Below are 23464 nucleotides of genomic sequence, written 5' to 3'. Positions count from 1 at the left end.
CGCGACTCATGAGTGCTCGGTTATATGCGGGCCAATTGGTTGTGCGGTAGATTTTGTGTGCAGGCTTCTTCATTTGAAAATTATATCGCTGAAAAACCCTTTACAGATAGGTTTGTGCAACAAAGCCCTGTCAACCTATAAAATTTAAATAATTGATTTTAATCTTCATCTGTCGCATATACATTGCGACAGGTGAAAGATTATCAATGATTATTTTATAGAAAAGCAATCTATATAAATATTCATTTTTCATATTTTATGGATTTTTATTTTTAGATATTCGAAGCAAAATAATATATCTTAAAGGTATTTATATAATACCTATAAAATATGCTTAGCTCTCCTCTTTAAAATAAATCAGCTCCATATAAAGAATATAAAAATAAAACGGAGCGCAATAAAAAAAGCCCTGACAATGTCAGGGCTTTTTGAATTTGGCGGAAGCGGTGTCCGTCTAACAGTAGTCCTAAACAATCCCAAATAACATTATAAACATATATTTTTCAATTATTTAATATTTTAATTATCCAAAGCCATCTTGCCCAATCCTACTATTTCCAGTATTTTATGAGGGGTAGGTTGTGGGGTAAAATATAATATGCCAAAGAAATCTAAAGAGTTATCTGCTCTGAGTGTAGCAAAAATTAAAACGACTGGTCGACATTCTGTAGGGGGTGTTGATGGCTTATGTCTAAATGTCGAGGGTAATTCCCGTGTCTGGATTTTGCGTGCTGTTGTGGGGAAACGTCTGGATAAAGATGGAAAGTTGAAACCTCATCGTCGTGATATTGGTATCGGCCCCTACCCTGAAGTTTCTTTAGCTGAAGCCCGTGCCAAAGCCACTGAATTACGATTACAAATACGAAGTGGCATTGATCCAATTGCTCATAAACAAGAACAACTAGAAAAGCTGTATGTTCAGAAACTTCGTGACAAAACATTCCTTGAGTGTGCAAAAGTCGTTATTGCCAATAAAACCCGTGAACTGAAAAATGAAAAGCATATTGGGCAATGGACATCTACATTAGAATCCTATATCTATCCAGCTTTAGGCAATCGTTCAATTAGCACAATTACAAAAGTTGATATTGCCGAAGTTCTTAGACCTATCTGGATTGAAAAGAACGAAACAGCTAAACGTATTCGTGGTCGTATAGAAACTATTTTTGATTATGCTAAGGCTATGGGATATCTTGTTGGGGATAACCCAGCTGAATGGAAAGGTAATCTTGAACCTATATTGGGTAACATAAAACAGGAATCACGCCCCCACCCATCCTTACCTTATGAACAGGTAGCTGAGTTTATTCAGCACTTGAGGCAGAAAAAAGGTATTTCACCTAAGGCTCTGGAATTTACGATTTTAACGGCTTGTCGGTCTGGAGAGATTTTTGGTGCAACGTGGCAGGAAATCGATTTTAAACATAAGGTTTGGATCATTCCGAAAGAACGGATGAAAGCAGATAAAGAGCATCGCGTACCTTTATCTCAAGAAGCAATTGCTTTGCTAGAGTTAATTAGACCATATACGCAGCAACAAAATTTCATTTTCCCTGCTCCACGTGGCGGTATGCTTTCTGACATGTCATTGACAACTCTGATCAAACGTATGCATGAACAAAAGCTTAAAGAAAATGGCTTAGGCTATATTGATCCAAAGCAAAATCGAGTGATTACGACCCACGGTTTCCGTTCAACCTTTCGTGATTGGTCAGCTGACAAAACAGATTATCCACGTGAGGTTTGTGAGCATGTACTTGCACATAAGCTGCCAGATGAAGTTGAAGCTGCATATTTACGTGGGGCTTATCTAGAAAAACGTAAAGGATTGATGGCGGACTGGGCTGAGTTTTGTGTTACGTAAAAATAAATATTGTAAAAATCGTGCTTCATCATTAAATAGTAGAAGCACGAATATGCTCATAAATTTTTTTTATATTTGTAATGACAGTTTCACAAAACAATTTACAGGCTGCATAAATTCATTAATTTTTAAATAATAGTTAATTATTATTTAGCCTGAAATGAGCTGAAAACTGGATCAGAGTACTGTTTAGATTCACTCAGATCGTTACAACAATAATCCATAAAAGTTAGCTTAACAAAGTAACTATCAAAAATAATTACTTTAATTGCTATACGAAATAAACTGAACTCCTGTTGGTCTATTTGATCTAAATAGAGCTCTGAGTACTCTTTAAAATGTTCAATCTTACTTTTTACTGTAAACCATTTAGATACCGCTGGTGGATAACTCTTAATCAATGCGTGAATAATAGATTCAGTATATTCATGACGGCTTGTCTTTTCTTGTTCAGGTCGATCCCATGCACCAATAAACAACTCTTTTTCAATAGGTGAATCATAATACTCTGGCTGATAAAAAAATCTAATTTCTTTAACTGTGCCAGTTGATAAATCCGCTTTTTCTTCAGGATAAGCTTGTACAAGCCATTTTTGCGATAAAGCCAATTTCCACATATCCGTATTAATGAGTCTGAGTTGATTTAATTTTTTAGAATCATTTTGAATAGTATCACTCACAATATATTGCTCTGAATCTTCAAATGTAAAATGCGGTATATTAAAAACTTTAGGGCTATGTTCTACTTTTGGAATACGAATTAGATTATTTTCTGATCTTCCTGAAAAAAACCATAAAGTATTCCCAGGTCTATATCCTTTTTCGGGTGTATAAAACACATAGTTGTTTAAAAAACTCTTAACTTCTTCACGCTTAATTCGAGTTTCTTCAGATTTTTCTACAACGTCACTAATATTTTCTGTTAATTGTATAAAAATTAATTCATCTGATAATTTTTCAACTTTAAAGGCAGGTACATTTAATAATTTATCTCCCCACAAATCAATATATGGCTTACCAAATACTACTCCCCAATACATATCAGGTAACCAATTACGCAATTGATCTGTCGTTGGCTCAACTCCTCCAATATGTGGGTTAGCAAGACTCCAACTATCATTAACCTCTATATCAATAATAGTTAGATCAGCATTAAATTTCGTACAAACTTTTTTTACGTATTCAACTAGCTTATTTTGATCAGTTTGTTCTAACTCACTATGAATTACCTCCATAGCATGCATATTATTATGTATAGGAACACTAAAAGCCCCCCAAGCCTTTGTTTTCTTAGCTCTAGACCAGTATAGACTACTAGCCTGTCCGCCACGATCATCAGGAATTAATGTTTCAATTAAGTCTTGAGAAAATTTAATTTTAAATGGCTCTCCAAACCCGCATTTTTCAGGAACTAATTCAGGGTAATGTTCGCATCTAAACTTTATACGCCGAAAGAAACTTTCGGGATTAGCTAAGTTTTGATGAGTATAAATATTTGTACGAATCGCAGTACTAATTTTCATATTGATGATGTTCCTAAATTTAACTGAAATCTTTTAATAATTTAAGAGCTTGCGTCTTTTGATCAAATGTATAGATAGCCCCTTTAGATTCTCTGATTGTTTGCTCAATAGTACTGGAGTATTTAGTATCTGGATTAATAACTAATGTTACTGGCTTTTTAGTCGCAGCATACCCTCTAAATTGCTTTGTATCAGTGATGTACTTTAAATTTTTGAATTCAACTAATGTACCCCCATTACCAAATGCATCTGGAATGATATTGATCTGTCCATCTCTTTCTGTTCTAACCGTAATCATTTCTCGGTTACTATTTCTTTGTATTCCTAACTTGCTTGCAGCACTTACTTCAAACTCCCTTCCATTCAATCTATTGCGTGTAATTACATCAACTTTATTTTGGTAAACTGTTTGGACATAGGAACGATCTGTTTTTAATTTATCAAGCTCATTCTTTGCAAGGTTAAGTGAATCTCCTTTACCCGGTTTTAAGTCAGTTCCAACAATTAAATCTATTGCCGCTAAAGCGCGATCAAATGGAGAAGTGCTTCTACCAAATACTGTCAATAAATCATCGGCAATGCCTATTAGTTCATCTGCACTTTGTTCTTTTAGAGATTTTACAAGATCACTTTTTGTATACTGTAGACCTTTCTTTTTTGCAGCGTTAAATTCATCCAATGTTTTAACTAAAACTTTACCCGTCGCAGTCGCTAATTTAACTAAAGAATTATTTTGAATCGCAGTATCAGCGCTATTTGCAGCTGTATTTACATCATATCCTGCATATGCAGCAACAGTACCTGAAACCAATTTACCTATATTTCGAATTTTGAGTTTTTCATTGTCCGTATATTCAATGCCATTAGCAGGATCAGGCATTAATCCTGCGACGATTTCACCTACACCCGCCCCGATTGCCCCAGCCTCACAACTTGCTTTTGTTGCAGCTGCTGCCGCACAACCTACTGCAGCATGAGCAATTTTATGAATTGTGTATTCAAAGGCACTAGGATCAACTTTATCTAGACTTGTACCAATTTGACTTGCTAGTTCTCCCTGTAATGCCCCTGCTAACCCGGCTAATAAAGCAGCCTGTAAATTGTCTTCGAGATTTCCCCCTTTGATAGCAGTTTGTACTAAAGTAGAGCCGACAGAAGTCGCAAAGTTATTCATTAAACGATCAGGAAAATAAGTACTATCAGGCTTAAGATTTAAAGCTGTACTTACTTGACTCAACAAACCTGCTGTTACAATACTTGTAGCTAAACCTCTTACCGACTCTTTACTGCCCAGCTCATTTAAAGTCTTAGCAATATCTCCACCATTATTAATCAGGCTTACACTCGCTTGTGTTGCTAAAGTTGTAATTGCTGCCTGACTCATTGCAACTGCAGATCCCCCCAAAGTAGATGCTGTTCCCCCTAATGCCCCTACTGCTGTAGCTCCAGCGCCTGCAGTCGCTGCTACCACAACAATTGCAATGATTGCGGCGCCAGCGCCTGTCAAACCTTGCTGCTTATAATTCCAATTCTCTTGAGCAAGTTTAACCGCTTCCCAATTGACATCTTTTCGAGCAATAAGCCCTTTCAAATATTCATTACCAGGCTGATTAGAAAGCTTAATCACCTCAGCACGAACATCATTGTTTTGGCCAGAAACAACAGGCACTTGTACTGTTAGTCCGCCTTTCGCTTCAAACTTTGGTACAACTGGTCCATTAAAACTTGGCAGTTTTGCTGTTTCAGTAATTGAGCCTGTATCCTGCATAGATTGCCAAACAACTGAATTTTTTTCTTTATGAAGAGTATTTTCAATGAGTGTAGTTGCCGAAGTTAATGTAATTGTTCCTCCTGCAGTTATTGAAGCGCCAGATAGATAGTTAAATTCTGAACCTTGTAGAAGAGTATCAAATGCTGCTTTAGTACTTATATAATCAGCTTTTGCTTTAACAGGTAATTGTGTAATTTCTTTATATGATGAATTTGAGGTCGAATCATTATATTTAAATCCCCAAAATGAAGATTTTTTTCTTGAAGTAGTCTCTTTTCTTTTTATTTCATCAGTTACAAGTAGTTTTATATTTTTAGCTTTAATATCAATATCGCCATATGCATCCATATTTGTAGAATATAAAACCGTATCTCCTTTGCTTTTTAATAAAATATTTTTACCTTGTAAATTTACAGGAATTGAAGAATAGTTTTGAGCTTGATAAATAGTTTGTGTAGTTTTTTTCTTTCCGTACCAAGTTTTTTTAGTCGTTGTTTGCGTTGATTTATCATAACTTTGATCTTGACCAGTTAATAATTGAATATCTTTTCCACTTTGTAAATCAACATCTCCATACCACGAAATAATATCAGCACCTTGAATAACTAAATTATCTGTTAAGTTTTCACCTAATGAATTTATTGTTACTCCATTTGAGCCCCTAATTTGATTCGCAACAAAATTCTCTCTAACTTGATAATTAGCACCTGTATCAACACCAAAATCAAAACTATCAACTACTCCATCTATTAATATACCTGCATCCAGTTGCTCAGTAAGTTCTTTAGAGGTTTTAGTTTTTTGTAAAGTACCTTGAGACTCTATTAAGATTTTTTCTGGACTAGTAACATCTGTTGCTCTTAATAAAATTCCCTGCTTTGCATTAATTTCGATATTTCCTGTGTTACTTACAACATTAGCTTTTTTATGCTCAAAACCATTTATATTAGACAAATAGAAATTCATATCTGACTGAATTGCTTTACCTCTTTCTTCAGCAATCGCAATCTCATTAAGAACATATTGGGGTCCAAGTATTGCTAATAAAATTTGATCAGTAGGATATTGCGAAACTAACAATGCTTTAGCTGCTGCGATAAATTGATCATTATTTTTCTTTTCATTCGAAAGCATCTGATAATTTAAAGTATGAGGTGCATTAACATGTTTATTTTTTATACCATCAACAACAATATCCCCATTAGTGGCTACTAAATTTATAGCGCCTTTAGCATTTAAATTACTTCCATCTAACTGTATAGATTTACCAATTAAATTAATCCCACCATTACTTGTTACTAAGTTTACAATTTGCTCTGAACCATTACCTTTCATACCACCATAACCAGCCAATTTTAAATGACCATTCTTTGCAATAAGTTCAATATCACCAATTGCAGATAAATTTATTATCTTTGGGTCAATTGTTAAACCAGTAGTTCCGGTAGTTTGAATACTTAAATCACCATTTAAACTACTGAGTTTACTATCATTTTTTAATAGATCACTTCCCGTGGCATTGAAGACCAGACCTGGCTTCATAAATAAATTTGTGGTCTCTAATAAAATAGCACCACCTGTCAATTGGGCATTCTGCATCACCTGATTGCCCGTTGCAGTAAGGGACAAAACACCCTTTGCTGTTAAGTTGGTTTTAGCTGATGGATGCCACACAGTAGCGGTCGGCGTATAATCTGCATTCAGATATAGGGTTCGTTTTGAATTGACTGCTAAATGTTGATCTGAGTTCGCTGTGATATTTTTAAGAGCCAAAATATCCTTGGCGTAAATTCCAGTATTCCCCTTAGACTGCAGCTTACTGTCTGCAACACTGAGCATGCCTGCTTCACTGTTTAGATGTAGCTGGTTTACAGTTGAGGTCAACACAGTATTCTTAATATCAATATTACCCTTTTTAGTTCCGACTGATACAGACTGGCCTTCGAGCTGATTGCTAAGAGTAGTGTCATATCCATTATCTCCACCACCAACAACCACATCAATATTGGAATCTAGATTTACACCATTTTGTCCAAGGATTTTTAAATCACCTTTGACTGTAGTTAAATCTGCGGAATTAACACTGACTGTACCTTTTTCTGCACTGGCAATTACAATTCCTTGAGCTGCGTTAATCACGGTCTTATCTGTAATCTGTTCATCACGATCGGCCTGGGGCGCGGGCACAGTGGTTTGGACCGAATTCAAGTTTACATTTTCATGGGCGATGATCGATGCATGGCCTGCAGTGGAGTTAACTTTCAGACTTTGTGCCTGAATACTGCCCTGTAATGAGGCTAAATTGACATCTTTGACTGCAGTTAACGATGTGCCTTGTGCTAAAGACATGGCATTATGTGTCGTTAAGTCAATGCCCTGATCTGACTTTACTGTCGTGTTCAAGTTTAGAGTATCAGACTGGGTGACAATACCATTGGCTGCATGGAGCGCCGTACCCGCAAGCTCTAGTCCTTGCTTGGCTTCAAGTTGTAGTTTTCCTGAAATCTTAGCTAAGGGTTTCGCTTTATTATCCCAAGTCAGATTTTTGCCACTGTAGATATTGATATCTTTTAAACGTGTAGCATTATTGACTAGGTTAAAGCTTAAGTTTTTAAGACTGACATCACCTGAGCTATAGATATTTAAGTCTTTGCCGGCATAGAGTGTTCCACCATCTACTTGGAGCAAATGTGCCTCTTCAGCTGACTGGACATTGATTGAACCACTCGTGGCCTGTAGGGTATTTCCTATTAGTTTCAGATCTTTGTTGGCAGTCAAATTTAAATCTTTCGCAGCGATCAGTCTTGCTGTGCTGTTACTCACCAAACTTTCATTGGCATTAATATTGGCAGAACCACGGTTACTACGTAACTCTGAATTTGCTGCCAGACTGATCCCTTTAGCATCGACATATAAGTCCCCATTTGTACTGAGGTTATTAATTTTGGTCCCGGTGGCTAAGTTTAGATTACCTTGAGCTCCAATAATCAATGCTGCTGAGTTCAGAGTTGTGGCATCATAATTTAGCGTAATATCTTTTGCATTCAGATTTACGTCATTATCAGAATCAATATTGATCAGGCCATAGCTATTCACTGAACCACTTATAGCAATATCCGCAGCAGCTCCTGTTCCGGCAACGCTGACCAAACCATTCTTTTTATCTGTGGTTGAGATTGTCCCACTATGCACAATTTTACCAGTATTGGTCACCACTATATTATTTACAGCTTGGACTGTACCTGCATTCGTGACACCTAAGCCCTTTTCATTCCCCATCAGAAAAATGTTATTGGCATACATCCCGCCCAAACTTTTAATATCTACTGCCAATGCAGGTGCTGCAACTGTTGAAGTTTTACTGTCAATGCTCTCAAGATCGGCTGAGATGGTATTTGCACCTGTAATGACATTAATATCTTGATTAGCATGCAGTTGTGCATTCAAGTCTAACGCACGTGCATAAATATCTACATAATCAACATTATTGTTGTTCCCACCTAAACCTAAAGTTGAACCTGTGTTGGCTGTAACCGTCACCTTACCCTGGTCTACAACAAATTGCTTTAGGCTTCCATCCGCATTTAGCTGTGCCTTGCCTGTGGTAAAAATGGCCTTATTGGCATTAATGAAACCGCCACCTTTAATATTAATACCAGCTGGGTTAGCTATAACGACATCTGCACGTTGACCGGCAACCTCAAGATTTCCTTCAAAACGGGTTGCTGCAGTTGAATTGATTTCATTTAAAATAAGCCGTGCTTCACCTTTAGCTAAAAATGGGTTTGCTCCTACACTTCCCACAATGGCAGAACCGGCACCTGTACGGCTATTATTCAAGACTACACCATTACTCAGCACATCCATTTGTTTATAGATGTTATGGGAGACACCATTTACTGGGGTTTGAATGTTGACTACAGGTACATTTTGACCTTGGCTATTCTTTCCCACGCCCACGACTGGACGGTTCGCTGCATTAGCCACCGGATCTGCCTGAATCTGTGCATATACAGGCGCTACAGACATCCATATACTCATGCTGGCCACCAAGCTTTTCACTACCCAATGCTGGTGTAAAGCTGTACTATCATGAGTTCCTGGAGATATCGCTATTTTTGCACTCTCCCCAGCAGCTTTGGTTTGGCTTTTACTATTTTCCCCTACAGCGATGAACATATTGCGGGGTTTGCTGAAAATGATGCGATAAAGATTTTTATTCATTGAAAGTACTTCTATTTTTAAATCAAGTTTTTAAATTCAAAGGTTTAAAAGGAATAATTTAGACTAAAGCCTGTAATAAGCTCTTTTTTCATACGCTGTGGTGCAACCAGTCCGTGTCCAACAAAAGCATCCAGATATAGCCCTTGGTAGTAGCTACGTATTCCCGTAACTCCACCAGCTAAATAACACTGCCCTGCAATACTGTGTTCTCCAGCAACCCAGCCCTGATCTACCCCTAGATAGACTTGGCTGTTCAAGGGAGTGTTGATATTTATTTCTTGCTGCAGGAAATGCCCATTATCTCCAGATAACATGATTTCCCCATCAAAACCGCGAACACTATAGCGGCCACCAATATAGAAGCGGTCTTGGGGCACCAAGACCTTCGGCGCATATTGTCCTTTCCAATTGATGCGGTATTGAGCTGCCTGACTGAATAAATTAAAAGGATAATTTATTCGCAAGTCAGCGCTCCAAAGTGGTGCGCGTGAGTAACCTTCGACCGGAAGTGGATTTCCAAAAATGTCGGTAATTTCTTCTTCTGGCGCAGCCAGTGAATTAAAAGCGCCAACCCCTCTTCGATAATCTAACCCAACATCGACTAAGGTATTGCCAATATAGTGCTTATGCTGAATACCCGCATGCCAGCCAGCTGTACGTCGATGCTGAACACCGATTTCAATATCTTCAATATAGTTGCGGTTTTGCTTTTGATAAAATTTGCCATATACGGAAGTTTTATATTGGGTTCCGCGTAACAACATTTTAGACAAGGTGATATTAGCCTGCTGACTTTCACCACTGTATAAAATCGGACTCTCATAACCCGCAACATACTGATCGTATTCATACCAGTTGTAAGTTGCACTCAAGTCAAAGGTCTGGAACGGTAATTGATAGCTGGCAAAGTAACTTTTATTACGGTCTTGATCAAAATCATCAAGCGAATGGCTGAAATTAAGATACAGACTGTCATTCATTCGGGCAGGATTATTCAGGGTCAGTCCAATGTTACCAATATATTGTCCGGTGCTTTTATTGCCCGAATCATCTACAGACAGGCTGACATGAAGTTTTTTATAAGGTTGCGTGCTAATCAGAATGTTACTTTGCCCTACTGCCGTCTCTTCTGTAGCAGGCTCTATTTGAATATCAACCTCTAATCCAGATACTTTTTTTAAATTTTCTAATGCATGATCTAATGAGCGGATATTAAGAATATCTCCTTCTGTAAAAGGAAGTGCTGTCTTTAACTGCAGCACTGAAATATCAGGGCCATTGTGTCTAATCTTAGCTATGCGTCCTGGCACCAATTCAAACCTTAACATCCCTTGCGTCATATCCTGTTCAGGCACCACAATTTGAGTCGTGACAAAACCTTTCTTGATCAGCTCATTCTGAGCGAATCTCACCACGTTCTGTAAGCTCTGAGTACCAATGCACTGCTCTACAATCGTATTGCTTTTTTTATTGAGGATTTGGCTTAAAAAATTGAAAGTATCAAGAGTTTTTGGATGTGAATCAGTCACATCTATACGGATAGTGTGGATATCAAAACAAGGTTCTTCCGTAACAATAAGATGCTGTTTTTTGAGTAAAGGTGTCAAGCTAGGCTGGATAATAGCTTGGGTATCCAGCTGTTGCTTTAAATCACTTAAACGTTGATCCTGTCGAATGAGCTCAGGAAGCGATAAGTCTTGCGGAAACGTAGCGTTAGCAGCAAATAGATTGATATTTCCTGCAGCATGTACGTTACCTATTCCCCAAACATAACAAAGACTTAAATAAAGTATTTTTTTCATGAATTACATTTTTTAATATAGCTTTTCAATACACAACAAAATCTACTTTTTTTATCTAAAATTTGCAATGCTTTCTTACTACCAATTTCTTCTTTTTTACCAGATGATAAATTCTATTATTTACATTTTAGAAGTAGTTTCCCTGAATTCATTTGAAAACATATTCAGCTATAAGCTTTCATTTTTCTTGTACACTGTAATGGTGAAATGCTTTCTGACATACCCTTAACAACTTTGATAAAGTTCATGCATGAACAGAAGCTTAAAGAAAATAACTTAGGCTATATTGACCCTAAACAAAATCGAGTGATTACCACACATGGCTTCCACTCTACATTTCGTGACTGGTCAGCAGATAAACAGATTACCCTCGTGAAGTTTGTGAGCATGTACTTGCACATAAGCTGCCAGATGAAGTTGAAGCTGCTTAGTTACGTGTAGCATATCTCGAAAAACGCAAAGGCTTAAGGCTGATTGGGCTGAGTTTTGTAATGCACAAAATTAATAGCATAAAATCTATGCTTCCGCCTTAAATGGCAGAAGCATTAATATATTTTTCCCTCATCAAGTTTGATAGAGATTATACTTATTTAATAATATAATAAGTTTCAGCATTCAAGGTTTGTTTAATAATACATGCCAACTGCCCTAGTACTGATTCAACACGAGAATTCAATTCAGAATAATCTAGGCTCGGCTGAACTAATACTATTTCTATAGTAACGTCATAAGTTCTATACTTTTTAATCAAAGCATCTAAATCTGACATTTCACCTAATATGAATCTACTATTTTTAGTCTTTTTATAAGTGTTATTCTCTCTAATTTTTAATTGTTTTAATGCTTTTACTGCATCAGATAATTTATCACAAGTTGAAAGGGTTTGCTGAACCAGCTCATTCACAGCTCCAATAGAAGATTTTGTACCTATAGCATATTTACAATGATATAAACGCATACATACTTTTTGCTGTTCTTCATCAATCCAAAATCCAACTAAATCTGCAAGTTCATTACTACCATCGTCATAGAACAATATGTTCGGCTTATTTTCTTGAGATTGAAGTACATCAATTATTTTACCCTGAACAGAGTTTTTCACTGCCCCAAACTTCCAACTCTCTTTATTTATCTCCACCCCATTCCAGTCCAACTCAGTTACATTATCTTTTACTAATGTGTAAGAATATTTGTTCTTATAACCAATTTTTTCATTTAAACTAATTACTTCAAAACCTGAAGTCCAAGCAACAAGCCCAAGTTTTTTTGGAAGTTCCTTAATAAAATCTAACTCACAATTAAGTTTTATTCCATTATAAGACTCGGAAACTAAAATAAAACCATGAGTTAAATCATAGATATAATCAAGTGTACAAAAATAATCACCTTCAAAATAAATTTTTATCGAAAAACTTATTTTCTCTTCAGCTTGTTTAACATTTAAAACCTCATAAAAGCTAAAATTTAATGTTTTTAAGCCCAACTCGCCTCTAATCCGTATCAAATTAACAGCCTTAGAAATTAAATCTACAGGTGAGATTGTGAGAATTTTAAAGTTAGCTAAGTTTTCAACACTAAATGGCTCAAGCATATTATTAACAAATGAATCAATAGGAATATTTTCATTATGAATTTTGTCATATAACGATTCACACCATTTGACCCATTGATAAATGTTAGCACTAGACATTGACCATGTGATACCCTTCCTAGAGCACCCCAAGCTAGCTTTCTTACCGTCAATGTAACCATGGCCAAACAAATTTGATAATGCATTATTATTTAAATCTTGCTGTGTTAATTCTTTGTAGACATCTGTACCAGTAAACATTCTAAATCTTATATTTCTAGATGTTGATAACATACCTAAATTTGCAAACGCTGAACGTTCTAAATCATAAAACATTCGAAATAACTCAGGAAAACTAAAGTTAATATAGCCTAACTCTTTTGCTAAATTCTGGACTAAATCCTTATTACTTCCATGAACAAATAAGTCAGTACCTTTTCTCAGAAATATGAATATATCGAACAAATCAAATTGTAACTCATCACTAGACACCCACATAGGGGTAACTTTCTTTCTTGATAAGATAATTCCTAAATTTTCTTCCCTAAAAATTGCAGAAATATAATTATCCGACAACTTATTAAAATATTTTTTAAGATTAGTTTTTTCAAAAATCTCGTTAATATCATCATCAATTTCTTTATAAATTGTTGCGCTATTTTTAATATAGAATGAATTTGATGAGAACAATTTTCTTATCAATTCATGATTATATTCACCATCAATTGAAGAACTAAAAAATTCTTCTATCATTTTTTCTTTACTTAAACTCCCAATCAATAGGTTCCAATCTGCATCAGCCTGATAAAGCTCTTGAAATTGCTCTCCAATATCATCTGCAACAACATTTGAGATGATTGTTGCTTGACCTAGTTTTTTTGTTCTATTAACCCTTGTGAAACGACCCACTAATTGCATAAATATTGGCAAGCTCTTACATTTTTTATGTAAAGCTAATATTTTTAAATTAGGTAAATCATACCCTTCTCCAAACATATCAACACAAACCACTATTTGTGTTTTTCCTTCCTTTAATTTACTTTTATCTTCTTCATTTATTCCATCTTTGCTGGTTGCTAATAAAACTTCCATTTTTTCAGGGAAATATTCTTTTATTAGAGAGGTATATAATTTTTTTAATTCTTTTGCATGCTTAATAGAAGAAGTTTTAACCATAAGAACATGCTCTAGCCCTGCCAAAATATCTTTCTGTAATACTTCCAATGCTTTCCTTGCGACAACTCCATCGGATTTCTCGTCATAATATTCATTGACAGCTTCAAATTGAATTTTCTCAAAAATACCTTCATCAAAAGCTTTTGCAATTGAATATTGATATATGAGTTTTCCTTCTAATTTTTTACCATCTCCTCTGTAAGGGGTTGCGGTAAATTGAAATATCTTCTTTTTTCTTTGGGCGAAATTATCACGAAGTTTTTTCCATGTTGGAGCTTCACTATGATGAGCCTCATCAAAGATCAACCTATCAAACTGATTTAAAAAAACCTTCAAATTTTCATCTTGGAATGAATTAAAAATTTGCGATGTTGCAACGACAATAAACTGTTCTTCTAAATCATGTTCAACAATTTTATCAATATCTTTTGGTTCTAACCTAGAAATAATAGGTTGTTCACTATTCTCAGGAAGAATTCCCCAAGCAATATATTTTTTAAAATCGATTAGATCATCACTTATTTGCTTTCGTAAAGAGTCGGATGGAACAACGATTAGTGTTCTCTTAAATATTGCTTTAAATAACAATGATGCAATGACACCCGTTTTTCCTGTCCCTGTAGGCATATTAATTATTACAGGCTCTTCCTCATCATTTAAATCATAGTCTAAACATTTAAGCAATGCTGACTTTTGAGGTAGCCTTAAGGCTGTTTCATGAATAGCAAGGGTTGATTTCCACGATGAAATTATCTGATCTTTTGACTTATCATTTCCAGTATCAACTCTTACTAGCCCCATATTTAACCTGTTAGATTTATTGAAATAAGTTCCATAATGATAGTATAAACTATTTAAAACAAGAGCAAATAATCAATAAAAATATATTATTACAATTATAAAGTTTATGAACCGTACCGGGTTTGTCGGAGAGTCAATATTCTGAGAGACTATTCCGATGAAAAAACCAAACTATATCCCCGAAATCAGAGAAAGAGCGGTTCAATTACTAATTGAATCTGAAAAAGATTATCCTTCTACTTGGGCAGCAATCACAGCTATTGCGCCTAAAATCGGTTGTACTCCTGAAACATTGCGCGTTTGGTATTTAAAGCATATGGATCAACTAAATCCTGCCAAAGTACAACAGATATCTGACCAAGAAAAAATGAAGCAAATGGAACGTGAAATTAAAGAATTAAAACGTGCCAATGAAATTCTACGTAAAGCAGCCGCTTTTTTCGCCCAGGCGGAGCTCGACCGCCCACACAAATAATGGTGGATTTTATCCATTACAATAAAGATCGATATGGCGTTGAAGCGATTTGTAGAATTTTACCGATTGCAGCTTCGACCTATTATCGGGCTTTAGATCTCGTTGATAACCCAGAACATCGAGCGAAACGTGCTCTGCATGATGTAAATCATGCAGAGCAAATCAAACGTATTTGGAAAGAAAGTTTAGGTTGTTAGCGGCAGTGTAAAAATGACCCCCTAATGGCATTTAAAAACTGACCCCCTTGGTTAATTTAGCGGTCATTTTGGACTGCTCAACATATCAAAGATCACCCGTGCAAAGATGCTGGCCTTCGCCGGATCAGACAGCAACTGCATCATCTGTTCCTGATGTGCCGCACTACTGCCAAGAATGGCATCATCCATCGCTTTCGGGAAATCACCCAGCATGGCTTGTTCACGGGTATTGTTGGCAATCTGCTTCATCACAATCTCATTTTCCGCCAGCTTGTCACGTACCGTATAGGCATAGTTCAGCATGTCTTTATCGGTTAGGTTATCAGTGATAAAGACATCATTCAGACGCTCAATGATCTGTGACAGGAACTCTTCTTTCTTATCGCGTGGCTTGGCTGCACCGAGGTCATTGCCGGGTTCTAGCTTAAAATCTTCGGCATCTTCTTTCAGCTTGATGTCTTGCTGACGGATCTTGGACAAGCGGTAATGGCTCATACTGACATTACTTAGATCTACCTCATCGTCTTTCGTTGCGGTTTCACGCAGCAATGGACGCAGGTTACGCGCATACAGACTAAGTTTTTCCAGTTCTTTATCATCGTAGTCCACGATCTGCGACATAAACTCGTAAAAACGAGTAAAACTGCCCAAGTCTTTTTTAAAGATTTCCAGCTTGTCTTTTTCAAGCTTGGCCTCTTTAAAGGCATTGTCGGCATTGGCAATCAGCACGGCATCATTGGTTTTCTTGCAGCGTTCCAGCATATCTCGGGTGGTGTTATAGGCTTCGATGGCTTGGCTATAGCGTTTCTGCCAACGTTCAACCGCAGGCTTGCAAATGTTACTGATCGCGGCATTGGATTTGTTCTTGGTAAAGAAGGCTTCTACAAACTGCTCGACTTCCGTCCACAAGAAAATTTTGCTGGCTTTCAGCTTTTCAAACAAGTCAAAGATCTGATCCGGATTGGAGACATCGGCCAGTTCTGCGGTTTGATAGTAAGGCTGGAAGGCCGCAAGAATGTCTTCAGGATCGTTAAAGAAGTCCAAGACAAAGGTGCCAGATTCCGCTTTGCCCGGATAGGTGCGGTTCAAGCGTGACAAGGTCTGTACACACTCAACACCACCCAGCTTTTTGTCTACGTACATGGCACACAGTTTTGGCTGGTCAAAGCCAGTCTGGAACTTGTTGGCCACCAGCATCACCTGATAGTCATCACTGTCAAAGGCCTTGCGCATTTCCCGTCCTTTCAGTCCCGGGTTCATGTTGCGTTCGTTAAAGGTCTGCCCGACTAAGCCGCTGCTGTCGGTATCCTTGTCATTAAACTCAACCTCACCCGAGAAAGCGACCATAGCCTGAATAGACTTGTAACCCTGATCCGCCACGTATTTGTCAAAGGCCAACTTGTAACGCACCGCTTCTTTACGTGAACTGGTCACCACCATGGCTTTAGCCTGCCCACCCAATAAGCCCATCACGTTATTTTTGAAATGCTCGACAATGACTTTCACTTTCTGAGAAATGTTGTGGTCATGCAGGCGCACCCACTGATTCAGTCGGATCTTGGCTTTTTTGGCATCGACCTGTTTGTCGGCTTCTTCAATTTTCTGTTTGAGTTTATATACCACTTTATAGTTGGTATAGTTTTTTAGCACATCCAGAATAAAGCCTTCTTCAATGGCCTGGCGCATGGAGTAGACATGGAAAGCTTCCGGCTTGTTCTGCTTGGATGGCGGTAGCTCAGGATTGGGTACACGGCCAAACAGTTGCAGGGTTTTGTCTTTCGGTGTCGCGGTAAAGGCATAGTAACTGAGGTTATTACTGCCCTTACGTGCAGCCACCACCGCATCCAGAATATCTTCCGAAGACAATTCAGCATCCTCTTCGCGCTCTTCCAGCATCAACACTTCTTTCAGTTGTCGTGCCGTAGAGCCGCTTTGTGAAGAATGCGCTTCATCGGCAATCACCGCATAACGTCGCTGTTTCAGATTGGTACTGTTTTCAATCGCACGCAACACAAAGGGGAAAGTCTGGATGGTCACAATGATAATCGGCTGTGAGGTTTCCAATGCCTTGGCCAGTTTTTCCGATTTGGAGCCATCGCCTTCTTTATTGTTGATGCGTCCGACCACGCCATCGGCATGTTCAAACTGGTAGATGGTGTCCTGTAGCTGGGCATCCAGAATGGTACGGTCAGTGACCACAATCACCGAATCAAACAGTTTCTGATTGTGTTGATCGTACAGGGTCGACAGCTGATGTGCTGTCCAGGCAATCGAGTTGGACTTACCTGAACCTGCACTGTGCTGAATCAGATATTTATGTCCAGTGCCCTCCTCTAAGGCGGCATTGATCAGTTTGGTGACCACATTCCACTGGTGGTAACGTGGGAAGATCAGCAGTTCTTTTTTGTACTTGCGTCCTTCCCAGTCTTCTTTTTCTTCAATTTGCAGATGGACAAAACGTCCAATGATATTCAGCAAATTGTCCGGTGTGAGGACTTCATTCCACAGATAGGCGGTGGCGTACTGATTCTGGTCTTCTGGCACATCATTGCCTGCGCCACCGTCATGCGTGCCTTTATTGAATGGCAGGAAGAAAGTATCTTCTCCGGCCAGTTGGGTCGCCATATAGACTTCGTATTGACTCACGGCAAAGTGTACCAATGCGCCACGCTTAAACATCAGCAAGGGTTCAGGCTTGTTGGTTTCTGGATCTTTCGGCAAGCGGGTACGTTTGTACTGCAACATGGCATTCTGCACCGCCTGTTTAAACTCGGACTTGAGTTCCAGTGTTGCCACAGGAAAGCCGTTTATAAACAGCACCAGGTCAATGCGCCATTTCTTGGCCTGTTTGCCCATGTCCTGTAACTCGGCAGCCGTAGCATACGGGCTATAGACCAGCTCTGGCACAATGCGGCAGATGTTCTTTTTGTAATTGGCTAAGGTATCGGGATTCAGCGCATGTTCAGGTTTAAACTGACACAGGAAAAATCGTGCGCTGCGGGTTTTCACTCCATGACGAAGCACACCCAAGGTGCCATAGGTACGCGACTGTTCATCGGTGGCATTGATGTCGGCTTTCTTTAGCTGGGCCACCACGGCATCGAGAAAATGCCGTTCGGTATCCTGCGGAAAGATGCGCTGGAACTTCTGCCAGTCTTGTGCTTGGGTCTGTTGCACAAAATCCAGTACGTCCTGTTCATACAAGGCGGTTTCACGGTTGTAGCCTTGTGGCGTACCGAGTTGCCAGCCTTTGGCCAGCATCTGTTGAATGATGTCGTTCTGGAAAATGCTTTCGCGGGTGGCGTCTAGACTCATGCGCTTAACTCCGTCTGTGTCTCAGCAACCGTTGGCGATTGCCAGTGGCGCACGTCGATTTTTCCAGTCACTGCGGCTGAGATGAGAGCGGTTCGTCGTTCTTGCATAAGCTGAATGGCTGACTCAGCTTTGGCAATTAAGTTATCAATTTTGTTAATTTCACATTCAAGGAAATTTGAAATCTGTTCTTGAACTAAAATTTCAGGTACAGATAAATACAAATCCCCGTATTTTTCAGCACTAACATTTTGAATTGTTGCTTGGATTTGAGAACCTGATACATATTTCCAATATGACTCAGACTGAAAAAACCAATATGCAAATTTTGGATTTAATTTCTTTTTATCCGATCTAGCTCGAATCAAGTATCCTGCAAAACAACTTGTTCCAAATTCATCTTTAAATAAAAACGATTTACCAACAGTTGCACCACTTCGTGCCAAAAGAATATCCCCATCTTCCAAGAGATAATTTTCAGCAATGTGATGTGGCAGTGATCTAAAAGTATTTGGATCTAATGACCCATCATTATTCATATCTGTAATACGAATGTAGCGGGGGTTATTCGGATTATCATCTTCAGCAGCTTCATTTGCACCATATACTAAATTACCTAAAATTAAGTGTTTTAATCGGACTATCCCCCAATGCTCCGGCACTTCCCCTAACCATTCCACACCCGAATCTTTCATTGGGACATTTGGGTTAAGTCCTTTGGTCACGGCATGGCTAATCACCGCCTGACGTTTTTCTTTCAGCAGTTCAATCAGTTGTTGCTGTTTTTCAATCAGGTGGTCGATTTTGGCGGTTTCATGATCCAAGAAATCACCAATAGAATTTTGTTCATCTAATGTAGGAATAACTATCGGAAGTGCATTAATGCGATCAACTGCAATTCCTGGTTGTGCAGCAGAAACGGAATATTGCCCCAAATCCATAAACCTTAAAAATTCTGATAAATATGTAAGGTTAAATTTTTCGTATGGATAGACAACAACAGCATGTTCAGTAGCAAAAAACTTTCCTCTTGCTACATTGATATTTCCACAAAGTGCACCTTGTCTACCAACTAGTGCATATTCACCATCACAATTATATTTTTCAGTAAATCCTCTCAAACCATTACCACCAAATACAGGGTAAGTTCCTGTATCTTCAATATCAAAGGCAGTTATGCCATCACCACTCAATAATCTTAATTTATAACTTAATTTAACGACTTTCCAATGGCTAGGAATCTCACCTAACCATTCAACACCTGAATCTTTATACTCAGTGTATTTTTGATACTTCGCCATTAAGAATGCACCTCTTGCAGAAGTTCCATAATTTCACGGCTCACCGCATCTAAATCCGCATCAATCTCAGCTAAATCACGTGGTGGCTGGTACACGTAGAAATGACGGTTAAACGGAATTTCATAACCCACAATACCAATCTCACCATCTTTCTCATCGCGCTTGTCAGCATTGATCCAGGCATCAGGCACATGGGGCTGGACTTCACGTTTAAAATAGTCTTCAATCAGTTCAGTCGTGCTGACCTTTGGATTCAGTGCAATATTCTCCGCATCACGCAAGTCGCCATCCTGCACAAACTCGACCACTTTGCCCTGGTAGCTGAACTGGCCATATAGTGGATTTTCAACCTGTTTCACGACCTTGTTAATCACTGGTTCTGCTTCCGGATTTTTCCAGGTAATGGCATCTAACAGCTGTTTCTTCTCTTTGGCATCCAACTTGATGTCGGTTTGCTTCAGGGCTTTTTTCAGCACTTCATCAAACTGGTTAAAATCATCAAACTGCTCAGTACCAATCACCTCTTGTAACGCCTCGGCTTTTTCCATCAGGGCTTTCTGGAATAGCCAGATTTTGCTGTCCAGTACCTCTTTAATGTCTTTTTCTTTTAGCTCAGGGAACTCGGCTTTAATCAGGGCACGCACCTCAAGCGCCACGTCCTGCAACTGACCATAAGTTTCTGCTGTCCACGCTGTACCAAAGGCTGTGCCCAATTGCGCATCGATACTTTGCATCACGGCATTAAACGGTTTTGGCGCAAAACGTAATGCAGCAATCGCGCTATCCGTGATCTGTGCCGATAAACGTAATGGACGTTCAATCGTTACGCGACGGTAGCCAAATTCATGGCTGTCAAAAATCTTGCTGGCGAATGGTTTTTGCTGTTCGGTTTCGCCATCCTGCGCCAAGGTGTCTACTGCCACAAAGTCACCGTAATTTTGGGTAATGGTGGCAATTTCAGCTTCAGTCAGATAGTTACGTTTTGAACCCAGCGACTTACGCATTTTGGTACTGAGGTTTGAGGCATTGATCAGCTGTACCTTGCCTTTACGTTCAGTGGCTTTTTTATTGCTGAGTACCCAGATATAGGTGGCAATCCCGGTGTTGTAGAACATATCGTTCGGTAAGGCAATAATGGCTTCCAGCAAGTCGGCTTCTAAAATATAGCGACGGATCTCACTTTCGCCACTGCCTGCACTGCCAGTAAACAATGGTGAACCATTCAGGATAATCCCGATGCGACTGCCGCTCTCGCTACTACTGGCATCACGCATCTTGCTGATCAGGTGCATCAGGAATAATAATGAACCATCGGACACACGTGGCAAGCCGGCACCGAAACGTCCATCAAAGCCCTTGTGTTCATGCTCGTCCTTGATGTCCTGTTCGATCTTTTTCCAGTCCACGCCAAAGGGTGGATTCGACAGCATGTAGTCAAACTGATCCACAGCAAGCTGGTCATTCGACAGGGTGTTACCCAGTTTAATCCGGCTCACGTCCTGGCCTTTGATCAGCATGTCGGCTTTACAGATGGCGTATGATTCCGGATTGAGTTCCTGACCGAAAGCGCGCATCACGGCATTCGGATTCAGCTCATGCAGATATTCCATCCCAGAAGAGAGGAAACCACCCGTCCCGGCTGTCGGGTCGTAAATGGTACGGATAATGCCGTCTTTGGTCAGCACGTCATCATCTTCCATAAACACCAGTGCCGTGGTCAGACGCACGATGTCACGCGGGGTAAAGTGTTCACCTGCGGTTTCATTAGAACCTTCGGCAAAACGACGGATCAGTTCTTCAAACACCAAACCCATGTCATGGTTGGATACGTTCTTTGGACTCAGATCCGTGGTGGCAAACTTTTGCACGACTTTATACAAAAGGTTGGCATCATCGAGTAAGCCTGCAAATTCGATGAAGTTAAAGTATTCAAATATCTCGCGAGCATCTTTAGAGAAACTTTGCACATAGGTGCTTAAGTTGGCCTTGATATCACTCTGCCCCATTTTGCTGAGATCCATTGGGGAGGTGTTAAAGAAGGCTAGACCGTTGGTGGCACGCAGCAATAACTTTTCTTGAGCTTCTTCTGGCAGATTCAGCTTGGAGACTTTTTCATGTTCTGCCAGTACCGCCGCCTTGCTTTCTTCCAGTACACACTCCAAACGACGTAACAAGGTAAATGGCAGAATGATGCGACCATATTGCGATTGTTTGAAGTCACCACGCAGCAGGTCAGCAACCGACCAGATGAAAGAAGCGATTTGAGAAAAGTTATTGTTGGTCATAGTGGCGAATCAATTCCTGAATTCTTATCTGTGATCAGTATCTGGCGACACTTCGGTTGCTAGAGATAATACTGATAATTTTTTAACTGTTGGATAATATTATATTATTTAAAAAGCAGATTGTTGATTATTCATTTATTGCATGAGAGTTAAGCGACAAATTTTGTCGTCTGGTTTCAGATTTTTCTCATAGAAGGTTCATCCACCATAACGCTACAACCCTGCTTTTGAAAGCCGTGCCTATTTATAAGCCCATCTGCTAAACTAGGCTTACATTACCTTTGTTCAAGGAAATTCCAGAATGCTAAACACTCTCGAACAGAAAAAAAAATATATCCAAGCTACGCGCTTGCAGAATTATCAAGCCAGTTTAAAGCTGGAAGGCATTAACCCGTCCTCAACCGCACCGGCATTAAGTAAAGCTCAGATTCTACAGAAATATAAGAAATTCTCACAGACCTCGGAATCGTGATCAGGCTTCCTTATGGATAAATATGGTGAAATGGGTGACAGCATTTACTGTTACCCCGACTCGGACGTCCTCAAAAACAAACTGAACATTCAGGATGCTGAAATTCTGCAACAGGCAGAACTGGAGTTGACTGAGTATGCCAGCACACGAATTGAGTATGCGGAGCCACCTTACGATCTCAAATACCTGCAATCCATTCACTTTCAGCTCTTTTCAGACCTGTATGCCTGGGCAGGTGAACTAAGACAAGTGGATATTGCCAAAGGCGATACCCGCTTTTGTACCTTCCCGCGTATTGAAATTGAAGCCAATAAGCTCTTCAAGCAACTTGAGCAGCAGCACTATTTTCAAGGTTTAGCCAAACCAGCACTTATCCAAAAAATCGCTGATTTTTATTGTGAAGTCAACGTGATTCACCCATTTCGTGAAGGCAATGGACGCACCCAGCGTATCTTCTTTGAACACCTACTTGCTCACTGCGGCTATGGGGTACAGTGGAGTAAAATTAACAATAAGGAAGTCTGGATTCAGGCCAATATTGATGGATTCAACTGCCGGCTAGATGGACTGATCGCTATTTTTGAAGCCTGCATTATCACTCCTGAATAACAAAAAAATTAAGGGAGCCAAAGCTCCCTTCAATTAGTGACTAGCCAACTTGTTCAGAATCCATTAATTGACTTACCAAGCT

The 23464-nt window shown here is 39.1% G+C and carries 10 protein-coding genes, 2 pseudogenes and 1 other annotated feature; of the genes and pseudogenes, 5 read left to right on the top strand and 7 right to left on the bottom strand.

Translation table 11 applies throughout. The features are described from left to right. The first annotated feature begins 598 nt into the window (after positions 1 to 598). The gene (locus FTU50_RS02760; RefSeq protein ID WP_180046032.1) at positions 599 to 1864 is read left to right on the top strand and encodes an integrase arm-type DNA-binding domain-containing protein; all 1266 of its coding nucleotides are present in this window, start codon (positions 599 to 601) and stop codon (positions 1862 to 1864) included. Between the two features lie 146 nt (positions 1865 to 2010). Here the strand turns inward: FTU50_RS02760 and FTU50_RS02755 are convergent, their stop codons facing one another. The 3 genes from FTU50_RS02755 to FTU50_RS02745 are packed head-to-tail and all read right to left on the bottom strand — an operon-like array spanning position 2011 to position 11184. Next, positions 2011 to 3387 carry a hypothetical protein gene (locus FTU50_RS02755; RefSeq protein ID WP_180046034.1) on the bottom strand — a complete coding sequence of 459 codons (1377 nt, stop codon included), beginning with the start codon at positions 3385 to 3387 and terminating at the stop codon, positions 2011 to 2013. Positions 3388 to 3406: 19 nt separating this feature from the next. Then, positions 3407 to 9382 carry a DUF637 domain-containing protein gene (locus FTU50_RS02750; protein WP_180046036.1) on the bottom strand — a complete coding sequence of 1992 codons (5976 nt, stop codon included), beginning with the start codon at positions 9380 to 9382 and terminating at the stop codon, positions 3407 to 3409. 44 nt (positions 9383 to 9426) lie between these two features. Next, on the bottom strand, positions 9427 to 11184 hold the full coding sequence (locus FTU50_RS02745; RefSeq protein ID WP_180046038.1) for a ShlB/FhaC/HecB family hemolysin secretion/activation protein: 1758 nt from the start codon (positions 11182 to 11184) through the stop codon (positions 9427 to 9429). 198 nt (positions 11185 to 11382) lie between these two features. Between FTU50_RS02745 and FTU50_RS02740 the strand changes: the two are divergent. Further along, positions 11383 to 11689: pseudogene (locus FTU50_RS02740) on the top strand (integrase); the annotation flags it as partial. A gap of 81 nt (positions 11690 to 11770) precedes the next feature. Here FTU50_RS02740 and FTU50_RS02735 read toward each other — a convergent pair. Continuing rightward, positions 11771 to 14731 carry a DEAD/DEAH box helicase gene (locus tag FTU50_RS02735; RefSeq protein WP_180046040.1) on the bottom strand — a complete coding sequence of 987 codons (2961 nt, stop codon included), beginning with the start codon at positions 14729 to 14731 and terminating at the stop codon, positions 11771 to 11773. Positions 14732 to 14888: 157 nt separating this feature from the next. Here FTU50_RS02735 and FTU50_RS02730 point away from each other — a divergent pair. After that, positions 14889 to 15397 (top strand): annotated as a pseudogene (locus FTU50_RS02730) (IS3 family transposase); the annotation flags it as partial. After that, positions 15164 to 15280, top strand: a sequence feature (AL1L pseudoknot). Its footprint overlaps the pseudogene before it by 117 nt. Before the next feature lie 69 nt (positions 15398 to 15466). On the opposite strand, the gene FTU50_RS02725 reads toward FTU50_RS02730, so the two are convergent. The 3 genes from FTU50_RS02725 to FTU50_RS02715 are packed head-to-tail and all read right to left on the bottom strand — an operon-like array spanning position 15467 to position 22301. Then, positions 15467 to 18718 carry a type I restriction endonuclease subunit R gene (locus tag FTU50_RS02725; RefSeq protein ID WP_180062637.1) on the bottom strand — a complete coding sequence of 1084 codons (3252 nt, stop codon included), beginning with the start codon at positions 18716 to 18718 and terminating at the stop codon, positions 15467 to 15469. After that, the gene (locus tag FTU50_RS02720; protein WP_180054315.1) at positions 18715 to 20016 is read right to left on the bottom strand and encodes a restriction endonuclease subunit S; all 1302 of its coding nucleotides are present in this window, start codon (positions 20014 to 20016) and stop codon (positions 18715 to 18717) included. Before FTU50_RS02720 ends, FTU50_RS02725 begins: the two co-directional genes overlap by 4 nt. After that, positions 20016 to 22301, bottom strand: coding sequence for a class I SAM-dependent DNA methyltransferase (locus tag FTU50_RS02715; protein ID WP_180062638.1), 2286 nt, complete (start codon positions 22299 to 22301; stop codon positions 20016 to 20018). The genes FTU50_RS02720 and FTU50_RS02715 overlap by 1 nt, the downstream gene beginning before the upstream one ends. Before the next feature lie 301 nt (positions 22302 to 22602). Between FTU50_RS02715 and FTU50_RS02710 the strand changes: the two genes are divergently transcribed. Both FTU50_RS02710 and FTU50_RS02705 read left to right on the top strand, forming a co-directional pair. Further along, entirely contained in the window at positions 22603 to 22773 is a 171-nt protein-coding gene (locus FTU50_RS02710; protein ID WP_000935322.1) for a YhfG family protein, read from the top strand. Positions 22774 to 22785: 12 nt separating this feature from the next. Then, positions 22786 to 23382 (top strand): putative adenosine monophosphate-protein transferase Fic, encoded by a 597-nt coding sequence (locus FTU50_RS02705; protein ID WP_180046047.1) that lies wholly within the window; start codon positions 22786 to 22788, stop codon positions 23380 to 23382. The last annotated feature ends 82 nt before the right edge of the window (positions 23383 to 23464 follow it).

It is taken from the genome of Acinetobacter sp. YH12112 (genome assembly GCF_013418945.1).
GTDB lineage: Bacteria > Pseudomonadota > Gammaproteobacteria > Pseudomonadales > Moraxellaceae > Acinetobacter > Acinetobacter indicus.
Note: the sequence above shows the minus strand (reverse complement) of the source record. Positions and strands in the feature narration are given on the sequence as shown.

What these genes read in the sequence shown, in the direction of transcription:
- FTU50_RS02760 (WP_180046032.1), top strand. Translation starts at nt 599, where the DNA reads ATGCCAAAGAAATCTAAAGAGTTATCTGCTCTGAGTGTAGCAAAAATT.
- FTU50_RS02755 (WP_180046034.1), bottom strand. Translation starts at nt 3,387, where the DNA reads ATGAAAATTAGTACTGCGATTCGTACAAATATTTATACTCATCAAAAC.
- FTU50_RS02750 (WP_180046036.1), bottom strand. Translation starts at nt 9,382, where the DNA reads ATGAATAAAAATCTTTATCGCATCATTTTCAGCAAACCCCGCAATATG.
- FTU50_RS02745 (WP_180046038.1), bottom strand. Translation starts at nt 11,184, where the DNA reads ATGAAAAAAATACTTTATTTAAGTCTTTGTTATGTTTGGGGAATAGGT.
- FTU50_RS02735 (WP_180046040.1), bottom strand. Translation starts at nt 14,731, where the DNA reads ATGGGGCTAGTAAGAGTTGATACTGGAAATGATAAGTCAAAAGATCAG.
- FTU50_RS02725 (WP_180062637.1), bottom strand. Translation starts at nt 18,718, where the DNA reads ATGAGTCTAGACGCCACCCGCGAAAGCATTTTCCAGAACGACATCATT.
- FTU50_RS02720 (WP_180054315.1), bottom strand. Translation starts at nt 20,016, where the DNA reads ATGGCGAAGTATCAAAAATACACTGAGTATAAAGATTCAGGTGTTGAA.
- FTU50_RS02715 (WP_180062638.1), bottom strand. Translation starts at nt 22,301, where the DNA reads ATGACCAACAATAACTTTTCTCAAATCGCTTCTTTCATCTGGTCGGTT.
- FTU50_RS02710 (WP_000935322.1), top strand. Translation starts at nt 22,603, where the DNA reads ATGCTAAACACTCTCGAACAGAAAAAAAAATATATCCAAGCTACGCGC.
- FTU50_RS02705 (WP_180046047.1), top strand. Translation starts at nt 22,786, where the DNA reads ATGGATAAATATGGTGAAATGGGTGACAGCATTTACTGTTACCCCGAC.